The sequence below is a fragment of the Calothrix rhizosoleniae SC01 genome (assembly GCF_900185595.1).
GTDB lineage: Bacteria > Cyanobacteriota > Cyanobacteriia > Cyanobacteriales > Nostocaceae > Calothrix_A > Calothrix_A rhizosoleniae.
Genome location: NZ_FYBH01000281.1, coordinates 1 through 19,748 on the forward strand (window position 1 = coordinate 1; position 19,748 = coordinate 19,748).

The window sequence follows — 19,748 nt, forward strand, 5'->3', positions numbered from 1 at the left end:
ATTTGAGTAAGTTAGTAAGAATAAATAGAACTAATTTAGGTTAATCCTTTGATTGATGATTCTTGCCGAGTAAATGGCTAAATATCAATCAAAAAATGTCAAAAAATGTAGTTGTATTTATGCTTGCTTACTTACTTTTTAATTGCTTTACCTAGAAGTTATCAAAAAATAAGATTAGCTCAAAATTTATTCTTAATATTAATTAACATTCCAAAACAAAACTTAATTTAAGAACTCAAATCCCATGACAGAAGAATAAAAGGATACAAGTCCCTGAATTTAGACATGGGGTTAATCCAAAATCGTTCGACAGCTCGACTGAGCGCTTACGACGAAGTCCAAAATCCAAAATTTTTATGACTTTATGACTATGTTTTCTATTTATATACTTACCCATAACGAAGAAATAGACATTGCAGCTTGCATCGAGTCAGCAATGTTATCCGATGACATAATTGTTGTGGATTCATGTAGTAGCGATCGCACCGTGAAAATCGCCAGTAACTACCCAGTACGTGTCGTCCAGCATCCTTTTGAAAGCCACGGGAAACAACGCACTTGGATGTTAGAATCTATTCCCCCCAAGTATGAATGGGTATATATCCTAGAAGCTGATGAGCGCATAACACCAGAACTTTTTGCTGAATGCCAACAAGCAATACAAAATCCAGATTACATTGGCTACTATGTTGCTGAACGGGTAATTTTCATGAATCATTGGATTCGCTACAGCACTCAGTATCCCCGCTACCAATTACGTCTGTTTCGTCACGGAAAGGTTTGGTTCACAGATTATGGTCATACTGAACGGGAAGTGTGTAATGGCAATACAAGCTTTTTAAGGCAAACTTACCCCCACTATACTTGCAGCAAAGGTTTAAGCCGTTGGATAGAAAAGCACAACCGTTATTCTACTGACGAAGCAAGAGAAACTTTATACCAGATTCAGCATGGAAAAATTAATTGGCGCGATTTATTCTGGGGGAAATCAGAAGTAAAAAGACGACGCGCTCTCAAAGACTTATCTTTAAGATTGCCATTTCGACCCTTGATACGCTTCCTTTACATGTATTTTATCTTGGGTGGTTGTCTTGATGGGCGAGCTGGAATGGCTTGGTGTACATTACAAGCATTTTACGAGTATCTAATTTTGTTAAAAGTTTGGGAAATCCAGCACTTGCCAGTTTCCCAGATAGAGGAAATCAAGCCAACATCACCTGAAATCAGCGAAGTTAGAGCATCAATTCATTAATCGAGAGCAATCATTAATCCTCTGAGAGAAGGGAGTATGAGAAGTGTGGAAAGTGAGTGTGGTGATATTTTCTCCCTGCCCCCTGCTCCCTGCTCCCTGCTCCCTGCTCCCTACCTCTGACTGACATACTTCCATGAATAAAATCCGTTACATTTCTTAAAATAAAAATTATTATATTACCCTATATTTCTCAGATTTCTAGGGACATAGTTGTAAGCATCATCCTACTGGCAATCGTCTTTTTACCTTGCCTAAAGCGTTGTGGACAGTTTTTTTAACACGATAGTATGAGTAATACATTAAAATACTTGTAACAATCATTTACAACTTTTAAAATGAGGCATCAATTCTGTATGGGTAGTTAAGGAGTCTGAATTTTCACGGCAAGTCCTCAACCAAGGAAACTAGGTTAGTTTTTCCCTGGGCTGATAATCAATAGCTTAAAGCTACTGACAATTGCTAACGAAAAAATCAGGGCTTGAGAAAACGTTAAAATTACCTTTTCCACATCCCATGAAAAATGAGGAGAAGGAGTGAGTCGGAACCAAGTATCCACAATCTCTCGGTATATAAAATTATTATTAACCCTAAATTTTGGAAAAAATGGTTCGTGCCGATATAGCTTAAAGATAGGAATTACAGGAAGACTTGGCCAGAAACTACCTTCATCAGTTGATGCATATGCTGCTATGAATACCAATCACAGAAATTCCAATAGTCGAAAACAGGAAAACGGAGGTTTACTCATTAATCGTTGGAAACAAGACCTAAAAAACGATCTGATTGCTGGCTTGTTAGTTATCATCCCCTTAGCAACCACAATTTGGTTGACAATTACCATTGCCATTTGGGTAATTAACTTTCTGACTCAAATTCCCAAGCAACTGAATCCCTTTGATGGGATGCACCCAATTTTAGTCAATCTACTCAATTTATTAGTGGGGCTGACGGTACCACTACTGAGTATTTTGGTAATTGGTTTGATGGCTCGAAATATTGCTGGTCGTTGGTTGCTAGATTTAGGGGAGCGAATATTACAGGCAATTCCCTTAGCAGGACAGGTTTACAAAACCCTCAAGCAATTATTAGAAACATTATTAAAAGATTCCAGTAATAGATTTCGCAGGGTCGTTTTGTTAGAATATCCCCGGCGCGGCATGTGGTCAATTGCCTTTGTTACTGGCTCAGTTAGTACTGAGATCCAGGATAAGATGGCTAATTCGATGCTGAGTATTTTTATTCCTACTACCCCTAACCCAACTACGGGATGGTATGCAATAGTGCCAGAAAATGAGGTGGTAGATTTATCCATGTCCATCGAGGATGCCTTCAAGATACTGATTTCTGGAGGGATTGTTTCCCCTAATTTTTCTGCATCTCCCCTAGTCATTCCCCAAGAGCACCCGATGGAAATACCAAACCTGGAACCAAAGCGACAGGTAATGCCCATAGAAGAAAGTTGAAATTACTTCTGCCAATTCATTCCCAAATGCATTAATATCAGTGTCTGAACTCTAGCAATTTTTGACATTTAAACTGGATAATACCATTTTAGATTTTGGATTTTGGATTTTGGATTGTGGAAGAGTTACTAAATAAGGAGATTTCCAGAATTAAAATTACCAGGGGATTACAAATTCACCTTAGGTATGCAAGGCTTATGCCGTTGTCATTGGTAAAATTATTTTCAGAAATCACCTAATAGACTTTTCTTTCCATCTGTCCCAATTATTTTTCAAATTGGTGTAATTCCTGCTTCAAATCTAGAGTCCAACCCTACCTCTATCCTCATCCTCCTCCTATGCAACCCCGCAAACCCCGGCAAATATCCCGTGAATTGGCACTTTTAAGCCTTTCTCAACTACCAGCCAATCCCAAGAAACTGACAGAAGCGCAATTACCTAAATTGGTCTTAGCGGCGGTACGAACATTAACATCTGAAGTCCAAGAAACCTTAGATAGTGCCACTGCTGAATTACAACGCAGTAATGCTCGCGTCCTCAGTAGCCAAACCCGTGCTATCGATATAAATACTTCCAGAAGTATGTTGCAAGAGGCAATTACCTATACTCAAACGGCTATTAATCAACTGGGTGCAGCAATTGAATTTCCAGAATTGATTCAATTAGCCAATCAAGATAAAGAAGTAGGTATATATGCCATTGAAATTATTAAAACGATTAATGAACAGCGAGCAATTATTGATGAACATATTGCCTCCGCTTTAGTCGATTGGCAAGTTAACCGTCTGGCTCAGATAGATCGGGATATTTTGCGGATTGCAGTGGCAGAAATGATGTTTCTTAGTACTCCAGATAGGGTAGCAATTAACGAAGCTGTGGAATTAGCAAAACGCTACAGTGGTGAAGAAGGACATCGCTTTATCAATGGAGTTTTGCGACGGGTAACTGAGCAGCAAAAAACGTCATCAAATATCAGTGCTAGCCAACCTTGATGAATGCTAAGTTGTGAGTTGAGCGTGAGGATAACTCAAAGTTTTGAAGACTGAAACGGAGTTAAGGGTGCGATCGACTCATAGCTTCAATGCTGTTCATTTCTCACTTATAAAACAACTCATAAATAAATTTAGCTGCAATGGTTTTTAATTGGTTCAATCGTCAAAATCAAGATGCTGATCAGATCGACTCTGAAGAGAAAGAGAAAGAAATACCTGCTGTCAGTGAATCTCCTGGGGAATCAGCTACAACTACAACCACAGAAACTACACCAGAAGTCGCTACAGATTTGTTGGCTTTTGCCAAAGCAGCTTATAAAAATATTCAAGATAAACAAGAATCTCAGTCCCCAGCAGAAGATACTTTAATTGATGAACCAGCTTCCCCAGCAACAGAACCAGAAATAGAAGCTAAATCAACAGATAATGTTTCTCCTACCCAACTAGAAACGGAAAGTATACAATCGGAAGCGGTGGTTGTAAATGTTACGGATACAACTACAACAGAAACTGCTGAGGAAGTAGCTGACGTTCCTGTTGAGGAATCTGCTGAAAAAGAAGCAAATACCCAAATTCCAGAGACAAATTCCGAGTTATCCCAATCCCAACCCGCAACACCAGCAAACCTATCCTTCCTGGAAAGAGCTGCAGCAGAACAGCAAGCAAAGCAAGAAAGATTAATTGCTAGTGCCATTGAAATAGAGGAGCCACAGGAGGCACAGAACAGCTCTGATACCCAAAATGAGGAAATTCCTCTCATTGCCTTTGATGATGGTTTCCTTTGGTCAGCAGAGGTGCTAGCGGCTCAAGGACGGCGACCAGAAGATATTTCTATTGAAGAAATTACCTGGCTCAAACGGCTACGCCAAGGCTTAGATAAAACCCGTCGCAACATTGTTAACCAGCTGAAGGCAATTGTGGGTCAAGGACCACTCAATCAAGCCGCAGTAGAAGAAATAGAGGCAGCACTGTTGCAAGCTGATGTAGGGGTAGAGGCTACAGATTATATTATTCAGGCTCTCCAGCAAAAGTTAAGGGAACAAGCTTTACCACCAGAAGAAGCGATCGCTTATTTGAAGCAACTTCTCCGGGATTTGTTAAATAAGCCCTTGGAAGAATCAGCCAGTGCCTTCTTGGGGCCAGAAAAAGAAACATTAAATATTTGGTTAATCACTGGGGTCAATGGTGCAGGTAAAACTACGACTATTGGCAAACTGGCTCACCTCGCCCACAAATCTGGTTACAAATGTTTGATTGGAGCTGCTGACACCTTCCGTGCTGCTGCTGTGGAACAAGTTAAGGTATGGGGAACTAGAAGTGGAGTAGAGGTAATTGCCAACCCCGGTAAGAATACTGACCCAGCAGCAGTAGTATTTGATGCCATAGCTGCGGCTCAGTCTCGCAATACTGAATTACTTTTAGTTGATACTGCTGGGCGATTACAAAATAAGAAAAATTTGATGGAAGAACTCAGTAAAATCCGCCGAATTATTAACAAAAAAGCTCCTAATGCCAAAGTAGAATCACTGTTAGTACTAGATGCTACCTTGGGGCAAAATGGTTTGCGACAAGCAGAAGTTTTTTCCCAAGCAGCCCAACTTAGCGGTGTTGTCTTAACTAAGTTAGATAGTACCGCTAAAGGAGGAGTGGCTTTAGCGGTAGTCCAACAACTGAATTTACCGATCCGGTTTATTGGTGCTGGAGAGGGGATTGAGGACCTAAGACCTTTTTCCACCTACGAATTTATTGAAGCTCTTTTGAGTGGTTGATGGCAAAAATAAAGTAATGGGTAATATCTCAATAATTGCCCATTACTGTTAGGTGTCATTCTCCAAAGGACATCCCTTAATCATAAGCCTTATAAGTCTTGTAGGGTGGGGAGTATGGGATGTTTGGGAAGTGTAGGGAGATGGTTATATTAGCCAGTGAGAGAAATCAAATGGCAAAATTGTGTTATTCACTTTTCGCCAAATTGCAGCTATGGTCTTAACTTCACTTATCCTCCTTTCTCCCTCCTCTTCGCTACCTTGTAAGGGTTGCAGGAATTGTGTGTAAAGCATAGCTCCAAGGGAGAGACTCTCATGGCTAACAAAGTGAAATTGCGAAAATGATTAATTTTTCTCATTCTTGAGAGGAAAGCTTTGCTAGAATTTCACTCCAATCGGATTTTGCTCTATATTTGACCAAATGACCATACCTCGTGGGAATTAGTCAAAAAATACAGGTATTTGAGCAAAATATTGATGCTCAATATATTAATATTCTTTCTCCAGTTTTTTATAGGCTATAAGTGTCATGGTAAATAATTGCTAAGTTGAGATTTTTTTGTTGTAATTTCCACTAACCATACTTGTAAGTAGGTTGGCGTAAAAAATTATCGTTTGGATAAGGCAGGGGGCAGGGAGCAGGGAGCAGGGGGAACAAGGGTTTTAGGCTTATTTACTATTCTTCACATAGTTTGGTTTTATTGTGCCGACTTACTTAGAATTTATTGAATTGATCTTTGCCATTGATAGGGTAATTAAAATGCCATCCCCAGAACTAGACCTTGTGTATTTAATATCAAGGGCTTATACCCCTGAAATGCCATTACCTGAGCGGTAAAATTTTTAAAGCAAATCTCTATCAATCGTTTTGGGGGTACCTTGACAAAATGTCTCTGTATGTAGTATTTTTTCTGCCTAAAGATATATGATTTTATAATCTAGTTTATGAAGTTATTATTCTTAATTTATTTGTAATAATTTTGCAAGCTATTTAGACTTACAGAGCCTGTGGTACAAGCTTTATCAATGAAAAATATTTCCATTCATGTAACAAAGTAGTGATCGAAGTATGTTATCTCAAAACTAAATATGTTAATGCCATCAACTTTAACCAAAGTATGGCAAACTATATCAGTCAGAAATTAAGTCTTTTCACCCTTGCCAAATAGATAAACTGTTTTCCAATATTGTTTAGCTATAATCCTGCTCAAGGGCTGATTAGCAATTTAAAAGTTATCAACATGTAAGAGCAAAAACACCAGTGCCTGTGTCTCAAGTGCCATCTCAACCTACAGACAGCAATAGTCGCGGTGCTAACGATGTGACTCCCATCGTAGCACTCAAAGAATTAGTGGCGCGATTACATCGGGAACAGAACAAAATTCAAGATTTACTTAGTTCTTTGGGATTTGCCCTCAGGAGTTTTAATAATTTAAATCAGTTTTTAGAGTTAATTCCCCTCATGGCAACCAGAGTCACAGATGCAGATGGTAGTGCTCTATTTCTCTACAAACCCAACGGTCAAGTTAGACTAGAACAGTTACACTGGCAAGATAGTCGCCAAAGAAAGAATATTCGTAAAGCCCTAGAAACCGCTAGCAGTCAGATCAAATTCTTGCCGAATAGTAATGATGCACCTACTTCTAACTCTACTGGTATTTTAGATGACCAGATGCATCGTTATTTGGGACCCAATATGCAAATATTTGGGACTGCAATTCTCGTCAAACATCATGAAAGAGGTTGGCTTTATGTCTTAAGTAGCGATCCAGAATACAGTTGGACAGAAACTCGACAAAAGTTAGTGCGTTTGGTAGCGGATCAGACAGCAGTTGCCATTGAGAATGATGAGCTGGCTGTAGAATTACGTAAAAAGGAACGCCTAGATCAAGAATTAGAAATTGGTGCCGAAATTCAACGGCGATTGTTACCACGTCAATGCCCTTCCATTCCCAGTATTACCATTGCTGCCCGTTGTAAACCAGCTAATCGGGTGGGTGGAGACTATTATGACTTTATTCCTACTAATCACAATCAAATGCAGTCAACAATCCCAGAAGATGGGGATAGTGGACGCTGGGCTTTTGTAATTGGTGATGTCATGGGTAAAGGAGTACCAGCAGGACTGATTATGACCATGATGCGAGGAATGTTACGGGGAGAAGTTCTACACAGCCATACTCCAGCCAATATTTTGCAAAATTTAAATCGAGTCATGTATGCGGATTTAGAAAATTCCCACCGCTTTGTGACTCTTTTTTATTCAGAATATGACCCCCATACTCGGACTTTGCACTATAGCAATGCAGCTCATAATCCTCCCTTGTGGTGGCACGCCAGTACAAAAAATGTGACTCGGTTGGATACTTTGGGAATGTTGATTGGCTTAGATGTCCAAAGTCAATATGAAGATGCTAGAGCCCAGTTAGAACCAGGAGATACAATTATTTATTATACAGATGGTTTGACTGATGCGGCAGCTGCTAGTGGCGATCGCTTTGATGAGGAAAATTTAATTGCCCACTTCAGTGTTGCTTGTAGATATTGTAGTAGTCCCCAGGAAATTTTAGATTATTTGTTTGACCAAGTGCATGATTTCATTGGCGCTGATAAGCAAAATACTGATGATATGACGTTAGTTGTTTTACAAGTTAGTTAGTTGTATTTACTTAAAAAATTAACAAGCTAAATACTACCATTTGGTCCAGCAATAATTGACGAGAATGGCTATTACCAATTTGAAGAAACAATGGAATACATGATCGGTTGGTATGGATATCGAAAATTTCTTATATCCAAGTATGGATTTCAAGAATAACCTGTATAACCTTTAAAATTGATGATGACTCTCAAAGACATCCGTGCAAGTCTTTTAAAATAGAAATATTATCTAAGAAAACTTAATAAAACATTTAAACCAAACTTTCTAATCTACAACACTATAAAAACCTATTGTTATTTTATTCCTAGAATTTATCGAAACATAACCAAATATAGCAAAAATCCCCCATCATAATGGGGGATTTGATTAATTGCCTAAATTACTAGTAGCCTGGTTAACCAAACTTCCCAGCAGTAGAAGCAATTAGGAATGCCGCATAAGTAAGGATATAGCCAATAGTGAAGTGAGCTAAACCAACTACACGAGCTTGAACAATAGAAAGAGCAACAGGCTTGTCCTTCCAGCGAACTAAGTTAGCTAGAGGAGTGCGCTCATGGGCCCAAACTAGAGTTTCAATCAACTCTTGCCAGTAACCTCTCCAAGAGATGAGGAACATGAAACCAGTAGCCCAAACTAGGTGTCCAAAGAGGAACATCCAAGCCCAAACGGACAGGTTATTCATGCCATAGGGGTTGTAACCGTTAATTAACTGAGCGGAGTTAGCCCAGAGGTAATCACGGAACCAGCCCATTAAGTAAGTAGAGTTTTCGTTAAACTGGGCAACGTTTCCTTGCCAAATACCCAAATGCTTCCAGTGCCAGTAGAAGGTTACCCAACCAATGGTATTGAGCATCCAGAACATAGCTAGGTAGAAGGAGTCCCAAGCAGAAATATCACAAGTACCGCCACGACCAGGGCCATCGCAAGGGAATGCATAACCAAAGTCTTTCTTGTCGGGCATCAACTTAGAACCACGGGCATCCAAAGCACCTTTAATCAGTACTAAGGCTGTGGTGTGAATTGCCAGAGCAAAGGCGTGGTGTACTAGGAAGTCTCCAGGTCCAATGGTTAAGAACAAGGAGTTGGTTCCAGAGTTAATCGCTTCAGACCAACCAGGTAACCAAGCAGCACCAGCATTAGCAGGAATACTGCTAGCGTTGGATAACAATACATCCATGCCATACAGCACTTTACCCTGAGCAGCTTGGATGTATTGAGCAAACACAGGCTCAATCAAGATTTGCTTTTCAGGTGTACCAAAGGCTACTACTACGTCGTTGTGGACGTACAGACCCAAGGTATGGAAACCAAGGAATAAAGTTACCCAGCTTAAGTGGGAGATAATCGCTTCCTTGTGATCCAGAATTCGAGCGAGAACGTTGTTCTTGTTCTGTTCTGGGTCATAGTCACGAACAAAGAAGATTGCACCGTGAGCAAAAGCACCAACCATTAAAAAGCCAGCAATGTATTGGTGGTGGGTGTACAATGCTGCCATTGTTGTGTAATCCTTCGCAATAAATGCGTAAGGAGGCATGGCATACATATGCTGAGCTACCAAAGAGGTAATTACACCCAAACTAGCCAAAGCTAGACCTAGTTGGAAATGTAGGGAGTTGTTAACGGTGTCATACATATTCTTGTGACCGTCACCCAACTTACCGGAAGGTGGTTTGTGAGTATTCAGGATTTCCCGAATATTGTGACCAATTCCGAAGTTGGTGCGGTACATATGACCCGCAATAATGAAAATAACTGCGATCGCTAAATGGTGATGAGCCATATCGGTCAACCACAGCGATTCAGTTTGAGGATGGAAACCACCCAAGAAGGTCAGGATTGCAGTACCAGCGCCTTGAGCAGTACCAAACACATGACCAGCAGTGTCTGGGTTTTGAGCATAAACGCCCCAGTTACCAGTAAAGAAGGGTTGTAACCCAGCTGGGTGGGGAGGAGTACTTAAGAAGTTATCCCAACCTACGTGCTGTCCGCGAGATTCGGGGATAGCAACGTGTACCAAGTGACCAGTCCAAGCCAAGGAGCTAACGCCAAACAAACCAGCTAAGTGGTGATTGAGGCGAGATTCAGCATTTTTGAACCAAGCTAGGCTAGGGCGGAACTTGGGTTGTAGGTGCAACCAACCAGCAAAGAGTAATACAGCTGCAAACAGTAGCAGGAACACTGAACCCATATACAGGTCATTGTTCGTCCGCATACCGATGGTGTACCACCAGTGATAAACACCAGAATAAGCGACGTTTACGGGATTAGAAGCACCAGCTTGGGTAAAAGCATCTATTGCAGGCTTACCAAAGTGGGGGTCCCAAATCGCATGGGCGATGGGACGGATGTGCAGAGGATCTGTGATCCACTGCTCAAAGTTACCTTGCCAGGCTACATGGAAAAGGTTGCCGGATGCCCACAAGAAAATGATTGCCAGATGACCAAAATGAGTGGCGAAAATCTTTTGATAAAGACCTTCTTCCGTCATGCCATCGTGACTTTCAAAATCATTGGCCATCGCCATTGCATACCAAATCCGACGCGTAGTCGGATCTTGTGCAAGATCCTGGCTAAATTTGGGAAATTTTGTTGCCATGGGTTTTGATAATTCCTCTGACCTTTAGCCATCAGGTATCAACAGCTGAAGTTATGAGTTTAGAGTTCAGAGTTAGAAGTTATAGAGTTATGAGCTAAAAGTTGAGAGTTGTTATTGTTACTCATCCCTAATTACTCATTATTCATAATTCATAACTCATTACCCATCACTCATAACTATATAAGGCTTGTTATTAGCCTATGGAAAGAATATGTGCGTGGAAGAATGCCCAAGTAACGACAATTCCTCCTAAGAGGTAGTGAGCTACCCCTACAGCGCGACCCTGAATAATACTCAGAGCGCGAGGCTGAATCGCAGGTGCGACTTTCAGTTTGTTATGTGCCCAAACAATGGACTCAATTAGTTCTTGCCAGTAGCCGCGACCACTGAACAGGAACATTAAGCTGAATGCCCAAATAAAGTGACCAGCCAAGAACATCAAACCATAAGCAGACAATTCACTGCCATAGGAGTTGATGACCTGTGTTGCTTGTGCCCATAAGAAGTCACGCAACCAGCCATTGATAGTGATGGCACTTTGGGCAAAGTTACCACCGGTGATGTGAGACACATTACCAGCTGCGTCTACGGTTCCCCAAACATCAGATTGCATCTTCCAACTGAAGTGGAAAATCACAATTGATAAGGAGTTATACATCCAGAATAGACCTAGGAAAACATGATCCCAACCGGATACTTGACAGGTACCACCACGTCCGGGACCGTCACAAGGGAAGCGGAAGCCTAAGTTAGCTTTGTCTGGGATCAGACGAGAGCTACGGGCAAACAGCAGACCCTTGAGTAGAATCAATACGGTTACGTGGATGGTAAAGGCGTGGATATGGTGAACCATGAAGTCGGCTGTACCCAAGGCAATAGGCATCATTGCTACTTTGCCACCTACAGCAACTACACCACCGCCAAAGGCATGGCTAACAGTTGCTAAGGCATTGGGTGCAGTACCGCTAGTAGGAGCCATAGCGTGTACATTTTGTACCCACTGAGCAAATACCGGCTGCAATTTAATTGCTGTATCCGAGAACATATCCTCGGGTCTACCCAAGGCACGCATTGTATCGTTGTGGATGTATAGTCCAAAGCTATGGAAACCGAGGAAAATACATACCCAGTTCAGGTGAGAGATGATTGCATCGCGGTGACGAATTGCCCGATCCAAAAGGTTGTTTTGATTAACCACAGGATCGTAATCCCGCACCATAAAGATGGCACCATGAGCACCTGCACCAACAATTAAGAAGCCACCAATCCAAACGTGATGGGTGAATAGACACAACTGAGTAGCGTAATCAGTTGCCAAGTAAGGATATGGAGGCATCGCGTACATGTGGTGCGCCACAATAATGCTCAAAGAACCGAGCATTGCCAAGTTAATAGCTAATTGGGCGTGCCAAGAGGTGGTCAGAATTTCATAAAGACCTTTATGACCTTCACCAGTGAAGGGACCTTTATGATTTTCTAGAATCTCTTTGATGCTGTGACCAATACCCCAGTTGGTACGGTACATATGACCGGCAACAATGAACAATACCGCGATCGCCAAATGGTGATGGGCAATGTCCGTCATCCACAAGCCGCCAGTTACGGGATTCAGACCACCTTTGAAGGTGAGGAAGTCCGCATAAACACCCCAGTTCAACGTGAAGAAAGGAGTTAAACCCTGAGCAAAGCTAGGATAAAACTCAGCCATTTTGTCAGCGTTAAACAACAGCTCGTGGGGTAAAGGAATGTCTTTTGCTGCTACCCCTGCATCCAATAATTTGTTTACAGGAGCAGATACGTGAATTAAGTGACCGGTCCAGCCCAAGGAACCACAACCTAGCAATACTGCTAAGTGGTGATTCAGCATTGACTCCACATTCTGGAACCATTCCAGTTTGGGAGCCTTTTTGTGGTAGTGGAACCAGCCTGCAAACAGGAACAAACCTGCTAGCACTAAACCACCAATAGCTGTCGCATACAGTTGGAAGGAGCTAGTAATACCCCAACCACGCCATACCTGGAACAAGCCAGAGGTAATTTGAATTCCGTGGAAGCCGCCGCCGACATCCCCATTTAAAATGTCTTGGCCAACAATAGACCATACAACTTGAGCACTTGGTTTTACACCAGTGGGGTCGCTCAACCAAGCTTCATAGTTGGAAAATTTAGCTCCATGAAATATCATCCCGCTCAGCCACAGGGTCACTATGGCTAAGTGACCAAAGTGCGCGGAGAAGATTTTGCGGGATATATCTTCTAGGTCGCTGGTATGTGTATCAAAATCGTGGGCGAGAGCGTGGAGGTTCCAAATCCATGTGGTGGTTTTGGGACCTCTGGCTAGAGTTCTGTCAAAATGTCCTGGTTTTGCCCACTTCTCGAAAGAGGTAGGAACCGGATCAGTGTCAACAACAACTTTTGCCTTTTTTTCCTCTCGCTCCGGAGGACTTATCGTCATTCAGACCCTCCTCTCTAACAAGGATTGAGGAATCATTGAAACCACCAGTTGTCTTCTTTAATGGTTCAAATAGAACATTAGCACTATTCTCAAATATTAACTTGAGAAGAGGTACTAGTGAAGACTCTTTCTGGAGAGTGCTTTCTGTTGAATTATAAGGTCTTGTCTTCCATATTGTTAGACACATTTTAACAATAATTCAAAAACCCTGAATTATTTACCCAATCGACCTTTTCAGTTTAAAGTTATGGGAAAAAAGTCAATACTTTCTCTATTTTATTTACAAAGAGAAACAATTTGTAAAATTTATGTTTTATTTTATACTCTAATTCAGAGGAAATATTTGTATGCTAAGCCTGCTTATACTTGGAAGGCAAGGGATTTGTAATATTTTTTCATAAGTAAATACACGTTGAACTGGTATTTTGTAAGACTTAATTTTCTTCGGTTTTTCAGTATAGAAGGTAGTGAATATCTCGTTTTGGTAGTTTATACCATTAATAAAAAAGTAATTTTAACAATACTTTATATTCTAAATTATGGTTTGCGATCGCAAAATTGAGTCAAAATAATCCTGTGATTTGTTTACAAAAGTTATTGGTTAAAAAGTATGAAATCATGGCGAAGAAAGATATCTTTCTTAATCAAGTTGTTGATGGTTACGATAATAGTTTTTAACTTGACAGGTTGTGAAGAAAAAGCTGTCAGTCAGGAAGTATTTGGTAAATTAGCAGCAAGACCTAAAATTTCCGGGCAAATTTTCGAAGTAGCTCCACCATTAATTATTCAAGAGCTGGGTCGCTCCTTGGAAGTTTATCAACCACAGGTGAGTATAGTTAGTCCTCAGCCAGAGGAAGTATTGCCAGACAATAAGGTTAAGGTGCGCTTCCAGGTTAAAGATCTACCTATATTTAAAAACTCGCAGTTAAATCTAGGCCCCTATCTAAATGTAATTTTAGATAATCAACCATATATAGCTGTTTACGATGTCAACCAGCCCTTAACATTGTTAGATTTAGCTCCAGGAACCCATACTCTGAGAGTATTTGCCTCCCGCCCTTGGCATGAAAGCTTTAAAAATGTGGGTGCTTACGCTCAGATCAAATTTCATATTTTTACCAAAACTGAGGATAATACGCCAGATCTATCTTTGCCCTTGTTAACCTATAATCGCCCTCAGGGTAGCTATAGTGCAGAGCCAATCCTACTTGATTTTTATCTTACAAATGCTCCTTTACCTATACTAGCTAAAAATAATCCTGAAGATCCGATGGCAGATTGGCGCATTCGTTGCACTATTAATGGTGAAACTTTTGTTCTTGATCGCTGGCAATCGGTTTACCTTAAAGGCTTTAAACCTGGTAAAAATTGGGTAAAACTAGAATTTCTTGATCACCAGGGTAATCCAGTTATTAATGCTTTCAACAGTACAACAAGAACTATTACTTACGATCCAGATAGTAAAGATACCCTAGCTCAAATCTTTAGAGGTGAGCTGCCATTAGAACAAGTACGGGGAATTGTAGATCCTCAGTATACTGCTAAGATTCCTCAGCCTGAACCCACACCTACAGTCACATCCACTCCAGAACCCAAACCAGAACCAGTCAAGTCACCTGTTCCGATCCCTTCTACCCAAGAAATACAAACTACTGTTCCCCAGGAAGAATCAACATCCCAACAACCTGTTGAATCTCAACTCAAAAAGCCAATTGAGCAAGTCACCCCCTCTCCTACTCCTAGTCTTAAACCTCCCACGCCAGAGAAAACCCCAACAGTTGTTCCTCAGGAAGAATCAACATCTCAGCAACCTCTTGAATCCCAACTCAAAAAGCCAATTGAGCCATTCACCCCCTCTCCTACTCCTAGTACTGCTCCCCAACCACCACAGGAAATCAAACCTCCCACACCAGAAAAAACTCCAGCAATTGTTCCGGAATAAAAATCAACATCTGGGCATCAATTGTTCTGATTCAAAAATAGTAATGAGCAATTAGGGCTTGCTGAAAAAGTCTTTTGGTGAGGGTAGGGAGTAGGGAGTAGTTCGGTGCCTCTTTATTTCTATTCTTTTTGCTATAAAAAATAACAGATGCAAGGATTTTGAACCTAAAATCCTAATTTCCTTGCACTTATTTCCCAATAAAATAGCCTCAAAGCATTGATAAATAAATATTTCTCAGTTATTCAGCAGACCCCAATTAGGGGTAAGGCATCCATGAATCTCTTGGCTAACGGCGAGCCAGTAAGATTAGTATGCTCACGGGTTGCCGTCAGGGCTGTTAAATTACTTTTCAAAAAACCGCTGTACAGCACCCAAAATTATCAAGATTTTTAGAGTGAAATATTAAGGAATATTGCATTTCCCCCCTATCTGGCAGGTAGAAGGACAAATCAAGCAAATGTACATGGTACGATGCTTTCGGTAAATGTCGAGATTGGGAGAAAACCTTTGACACTACGGGTTGCTGTTGTAGGCTCAGGCCCAGCTGGCTCATCAGCCGCTGAAACGCTGGCAAAGGCTGGGATTGAAACTTACCTATTTGAACGCAAATTAGATAATGCCAAGCCCTGTGGCGGTGCGATTCCCCTGTGTATGGTGGATGAGTTTGATTTGCCCCAAGATATTATTGATCGCCGGGTGCGGAAAATGAAAATGATATCTCCCTCCAATCGTGAGGTGGATATTAATTTAGTCAATGAAGATGAATATATAGGAATGTGTCGCCGAGAGGTCTTAGATGGCTACCTACGGGATAGGGCGGCAAAATTAGGGGCAAATTTAATTAATGCCACGGTTCATAAACTTAATATTCCCACAAATAATACAGATCCTTATACCATCCATTATGTAGACCACACCGAAGGTGGTGCCCAAGGAATTGCCAAAACTCTGAAGGTTGATTTAATCATTGGTGCAGACGGTGCTAACTCTCGCATTGCCAAAGAAATGGATGCTGGAGATTATAATTATGCGATCGCTTTTCAAGAGCGGATTCGTTTGCCTGAGGATAAGATGGTATTCTACAACGATCTGGCAGAAATGTATGTCGGTGACGACGTTTCTACAGATTTTTATGCTTGGGTATTCCCTAAATACGACCACGTAGCTGTGGGTACGGGCACAATGCATGTGAATAAAGCCAGTATTAAGCAATTGCAAGCTGGTATTCGCGCCCGTGCTGCCAGAAAACTGGAAGGGGGTAAAATTATCAAGGTAGAAGCCCATCCCATTCCCGAACACCCCCGTCCCCGTCGAGTAGTGGGACGTATTGCTTTGGTAGGCGATGCTGCGGGTTATGTTACCAAGTCTTCGGGAGAGGGTATTTATTTTGCTGCTAAGTCCGGACGTATGTGTGCGGAAACTATTGTTGAGATTTCCAATGCTGGTAGCCGCATTCCTACGGAAGATGAGATTAAAATCTATATCAAACGTTGGGATAAGAAATACGGACTTACCTATAAGGTGTTAGATATTTTGCAAAACGTCTTCTACCGTTCTGATGCGACTAGGGAAGCGTTTGTAGAGATGTGTGATGATTTGGATGTGCAACGTCTGACATTTGATAGTTATCTGTATAAAACTGTTGTACCAGCAAATCCAATTACTCAGTTGAAGATTACTGCTAAAACCATCGGTAGTTTGATTCGTGGTAATGCTCTTGCACCTTAGCAAACATAGTTTATTTCCATAGTTTATTTTTATTTTGCCATACAGTATTACAGTATGGCTGGAAGAAATAAATAAGGCGCACAGGATATGGGAGTTTATCTTTATCTAGTGCGCTTTAATTGTTATTTTTAAGCTCCGTTGGGAGAATTTGTCGGTGAGAGTCGGGAGTCGGGAATCCGGAGTCGGAAAGAGATATTTTTATCCTTGGTGGTGAAATTGTTTCATCTCTACGAGACTATTACTACTCCGAAAAACTTACCCAAACTGTACCAAGTTTAGTTGATTAAGTTCAGGGTTTTCTTCCTGCTTCATCTTAGAAGACTTAAAACTAGGGAAACTAAAAATTCGTTTTTGGTATGACTTACACTTACGCAAGTCTCCATCATACCCAATGTCGGTGGTACTAGTTGAACGCTTGAAGTCTGATGGTAGTACACGGGTAGCAAAACCAATGTGGTTGGCTTTTATTGGAAAATCCATGCCTCCTTGTACTGAAGTTTTACGACTGTATTTGCGACGGTTTGGCGTTGATCATTGGTATCGTTTTGCCAAACAAAGGCTACATTGGACATTACCAAAACTTTCAACTCCAGAACAATCTGACAGGTGGAGTGGCTTGATGCCGGTGATAACTTGGCAATTATGGTTAGCACGGGATATATTAGAAATAACCCTTTACTTTGGTAAAAAACCGCTCCAAAACTAACACCAGGGCGGGTTACACAATCGATTGGTGGAATTTTAGCGGTGATTCACACACCTGCAAAATTTCCAAAATCACGAGGAAAATCTCCTGGTTGGAAACCAGAACTAAAGCGTCAGCGTAGAATTCGCTACCCTGTTGTTAAAAAAGCTAAGATTCACAGGAAGAAGCGACCCAAACCTGTTTAAAAAATTTATTCATTCAATTTTTATACTGACACACATCAAGTTATTACTGTTGTGCTGTTTTGTGTTTTCTTATTCTAAAGTCCAGTTATGAGAAGAAAAAGTTATTTTTTCCCCATACTCCCTCCTCTCCTCCTCTTTTATGGGTAGGGATTTTGTATTTGGTAATTTTTTCTCCGTTTCAGCCGATGCTTAAAGGCTGAAATGACCAAACCACGTTAGACGATTGAGAATTTTCTCAATTACTTCCGAGATTATGAAAACCCTACCCTTGAAAGCCTCTCCTCCTACCCAGCAAAGTTGACTGAGTACTACCTTCTTCAATGTATTTGGTACAGTCTGTCTTATTTTTGACATTAATCTAATCACTATCTTAGTATATTTCCTACATAGACACTGGCTTAATAAACTGTTATTAACTTGATATAAAAAATTTACTTAAGTGTAAAAACTTGGGATAAAAGATATTTATTTATCTAAGTATACTGAAAATGAAATCCGGAAAAATTTAGTAAAAAAACACACAAAAATACATGGTGTTAATATCAAGTTATTAGATATATAATACAAATAACGCAAAAATAAATTAAGGTAATAAAAATATCATTTGCGAGTTAAGATCAGCTTATAAAGCATTCTCCACAAGTGTTTTACAGATTAAAATAGATCATTATCAGATTTATCAATCAGAACTATATATAAATAATTGCGAATATTCCTTGAAGAGAAAATAACTTTTATCAATTTTTTTTTGAGTAAATGACAAAGTCAATATAAAGATTCCATGAAAATAACAATTTTTCGTTGTCATTCCATAAGTGTATTCACTAACATTGAGAGTGTAACTAATTTGAGTAAAGCTCCTGGATAGGAGTTAGAGTGTCACAATGAAATTCAAATCACTTGTTGCTACTACTCTGTCCACGTGTGCTGCGATCGTAACCATTTGTTTACCACTTCAAGCGGCTCTTTTCTCTGGAAGTCTTGTGGATGAGAAATGGGGAAAACCATCCCCAGGAAGTAATACAGATCCTGTATATTCTGGTGTAGGAACAGATACCTTCAGTTGGGGAGATGAAGATTTATTTGAGATTGGTGCAAATCAAATCAAATTTCAGCCAATTCCTTTCGTTGATGTCGGCTTGGACTCTTTATTCTCAATTGCTCATTTAAACTACTTTAATGGCACTGTTTTACTAGATACTAGTGTGGAACAAGTTCCGTTGAACTTTGACTTATTTTTAGATACAGAAGATACAAAAATATCTTTGAGCCAGTCTTTTAAACTTGATGCTAATATTTTTAACACCATTAACGATTCTGATGATCCCCAAAAGAATGCTGACAGTATAGAGTTCATAGATAAGACTTCTTTGGCAAACTTTAGTTATGACAGTAAAAAATACCAAATTATCTTGGCTGGTTTTAGTCAAGATGATGGAGTCAGTCTATCAAATAAAATTAGTGCCTTAGAAGGTGAAACCACTACAACCAGGCTATATGCCAAAATTGTAGAAGTTCCAGTAAAAGCAAGAGTTCCTGAACCAGGAATGGTATTTGGAGTATCTTTGGTTGCCATGTACTGTATTTATCGTCGGCAATTATAGCGCTAGGGGTCAGTAATAAATAATAAGTAATAACTCACGGTTCGCCCATTTTTTCTGAAGTTAGAGAAATTGATAAATAACGTTAGGATAGGGATTTGGAGTCAATCAGGTTTTTTTGATAGCATTTGGAGGCAAAATTAATACGCTCCCTTGCGCTCACAATCTAAATCAAACGCTAAAACCATGATTATTTAGTTCTACATTCTTCCTAACTCGATTTCAAATCGGCGAACCGGGAGTAATAAGTTTACTGTTTAGCGGTTTTAACCCATCGAGTAGAATCCTTTTAGAGTTCTCTCGCCTTCAGGCAAAGGAGCAGTTAAATGTATATGGGTAGTGCTACAATTTAAATTCTTGTTCCCCTGAATTGCGTTGAAAATTCCTAATTGGGGGAACT

General features: G+C 40.4%; 12 protein-coding genes. 10 read left to right on the plus strand and 2 right to left on the minus strand.

The annotated features are described in order from the left end of the window. Positions 1 to 370: 370 nt before the first annotated feature. The 6 genes from CALSC_RS16735 (at position 371) to CALSC_RS16755 (ending at position 8,132) form a co-directional block, all read left to right on the plus strand. Positions 371 to 1,252 (plus strand): glycosyltransferase family 2 protein, encoded by an 882-nt coding sequence (locus tag CALSC_RS16735; protein WP_088242445.1) that lies wholly within the window; start codon positions 371 to 373, stop codon positions 1,250 to 1,252. 689 nt (positions 1,253 to 1,941) lie between these two features. Continuing rightward, entirely contained in the window at positions 1,942 to 2,715 is a 774-nt protein-coding gene (locus tag CALSC_RS16740) for a DUF502 domain-containing protein (protein ID WP_088242454.1), read from the plus strand. 338 nt (positions 2,716 to 3,053) lie between these two features. Further along, positions 3,054 to 3,707, plus strand: a complete 654-nt coding sequence (nusB, locus tag CALSC_RS16745; RefSeq protein ID WP_088242446.1) for a transcription antitermination factor NusB — start codon at positions 3,054 to 3,056, stop codon at positions 3,705 to 3,707. A gap of 140 nt (positions 3,708 to 3,847) precedes the next feature. Next, positions 3,848 to 5,476 (plus strand): signal recognition particle-docking protein FtsY, encoded by a 1,629-nt coding sequence (ftsY, locus tag CALSC_RS16750; protein WP_088242447.1) that lies wholly within the window; start codon positions 3,848 to 3,850, stop codon positions 5,474 to 5,476. Positions 5,477 to 6,176: 700 nt separating this feature from the next. Further along, complete coding sequence (locus CALSC_RS27875; RefSeq protein ID WP_268807218.1) at positions 6,177 to 6,311, plus strand: hypothetical protein; 135 nt, start codon at positions 6,177 to 6,179, stop codon at positions 6,309 to 6,311. Between the two features lie 423 nt (positions 6,312 to 6,734). Beyond that, entirely contained in the window at positions 6,735 to 8,132 is a 1,398-nt protein-coding gene (locus CALSC_RS16755; RefSeq protein WP_088242448.1) for a PP2C family protein-serine/threonine phosphatase, read from the plus strand. Between the two features lie 397 nt (positions 8,133 to 8,529). Here CALSC_RS16755 and psaB read toward each other — a convergent pair whose 3' ends face one another. Both psaB and psaA read right to left on the minus strand, forming a co-directional pair. Next, positions 8,530 to 10,731, minus strand: a complete 2,202-nt coding sequence (gene psaB / locus CALSC_RS16760) for a photosystem I core protein PsaB (protein WP_088242449.1) — start codon at positions 10,729 to 10,731, stop codon at positions 8,530 to 8,532. A gap of 193 nt (positions 10,732 to 10,924) precedes the next feature. Next, positions 10,925 to 13,186 carry a photosystem I core protein PsaA gene (psaA, locus tag CALSC_RS16765; RefSeq protein WP_088242450.1) on the minus strand — a complete coding sequence of 754 codons (2,262 nt, stop codon included), beginning with the start codon at positions 13,184 to 13,186 and terminating at the stop codon, positions 10,925 to 10,927. Positions 13,187 to 13,841: 655 nt separating this feature from the next. Here psaA and CALSC_RS16770 point away from each other — a divergent pair. The 4 genes from CALSC_RS16770 (at position 13,842) to CALSC_RS16785 (ending at position 19,351) form a co-directional block, all read left to right on the plus strand. After that, on the plus strand, positions 13,842 to 15,128 hold the full coding sequence (locus tag CALSC_RS16770; RefSeq protein ID WP_088242451.1) for a hypothetical protein: 1,287 nt from the start codon (positions 13,842 to 13,844) through the stop codon (positions 15,126 to 15,128). A gap of 471 nt (positions 15,129 to 15,599) precedes the next feature. Further along, entirely contained in the window at positions 15,600 to 16,856 is a 1,257-nt protein-coding gene (gene chlP, locus CALSC_RS16775; RefSeq protein WP_088242452.1) for a geranylgeranyl reductase, read from the plus strand. A gap of 391 nt (positions 16,857 to 17,247) precedes the next feature. Continuing rightward, positions 17,248 to 17,562 (plus strand): hypothetical protein, encoded by a 315-nt coding sequence (locus CALSC_RS27535; protein ID WP_235006822.1) that lies wholly within the window; start codon positions 17,248 to 17,250, stop codon positions 17,560 to 17,562. A 1,069-nt stretch (positions 17,563 to 18,631) separates the two neighbouring features. Next, positions 18,632 to 19,351: a choice-of-anchor K domain-containing protein gene (locus CALSC_RS16785; RefSeq protein WP_143288282.1), complete on the plus strand. Its 720-nt coding sequence runs from the start codon at positions 18,632 to 18,634 to the stop codon at positions 19,349 to 19,351. Positions 19,352 to 19,748 lie beyond the last annotated feature (397 nt).

Bases quoted from the DNA above. Each gene is read 5' to 3' on its own strand.
- CALSC_RS16770 (WP_088242451.1), top strand. From the start codon at position 13,842: ATGGTTACGATAATAGTTTTTAACTTGACAGGTTGTGAAGAAAAAGCT.
- psaA (WP_088242450.1), bottom strand. From the start codon at position 13,186: ATGACGATAAGTCCTCCGGAGCGAGAGGAAAAAAAGGCAAAAGTTGTT.
- psaB (WP_088242449.1), bottom strand. From the start codon at position 10,731: ATGGCAACAAAATTTCCCAAATTTAGCCAGGATCTTGCACAAGATCCG.
- CALSC_RS16740 (WP_088242454.1), top strand. From the start codon at position 1,942: ATGAATACCAATCACAGAAATTCCAATAGTCGAAAACAGGAAAACGGA.
- ftsY (WP_088242447.1), top strand. From the start codon at position 3,848: ATGGTTTTTAATTGGTTCAATCGTCAAAATCAAGATGCTGATCAGATC.
- CALSC_RS16735 (WP_088242445.1), top strand. From the start codon at position 371: ATGTTTTCTATTTATATACTTACCCATAACGAAGAAATAGACATTGCA.
- CALSC_RS16785 (WP_143288282.1), top strand. From the start codon at position 18,632: ATGAAATTCAAATCACTTGTTGCTACTACTCTGTCCACGTGTGCTGCG.
- nusB (WP_088242446.1), top strand. From the start codon at position 3,054: ATGCAACCCCGCAAACCCCGGCAAATATCCCGTGAATTGGCACTTTTA.
- CALSC_RS27535 (WP_235006822.1), top strand. From the start codon at position 17,248: ATGTCGGTGGTACTAGTTGAACGCTTGAAGTCTGATGGTAGTACACGG.
- chlP (WP_088242452.1), top strand. From the start codon at position 15,600: ATGCTTTCGGTAAATGTCGAGATTGGGAGAAAACCTTTGACACTACGG.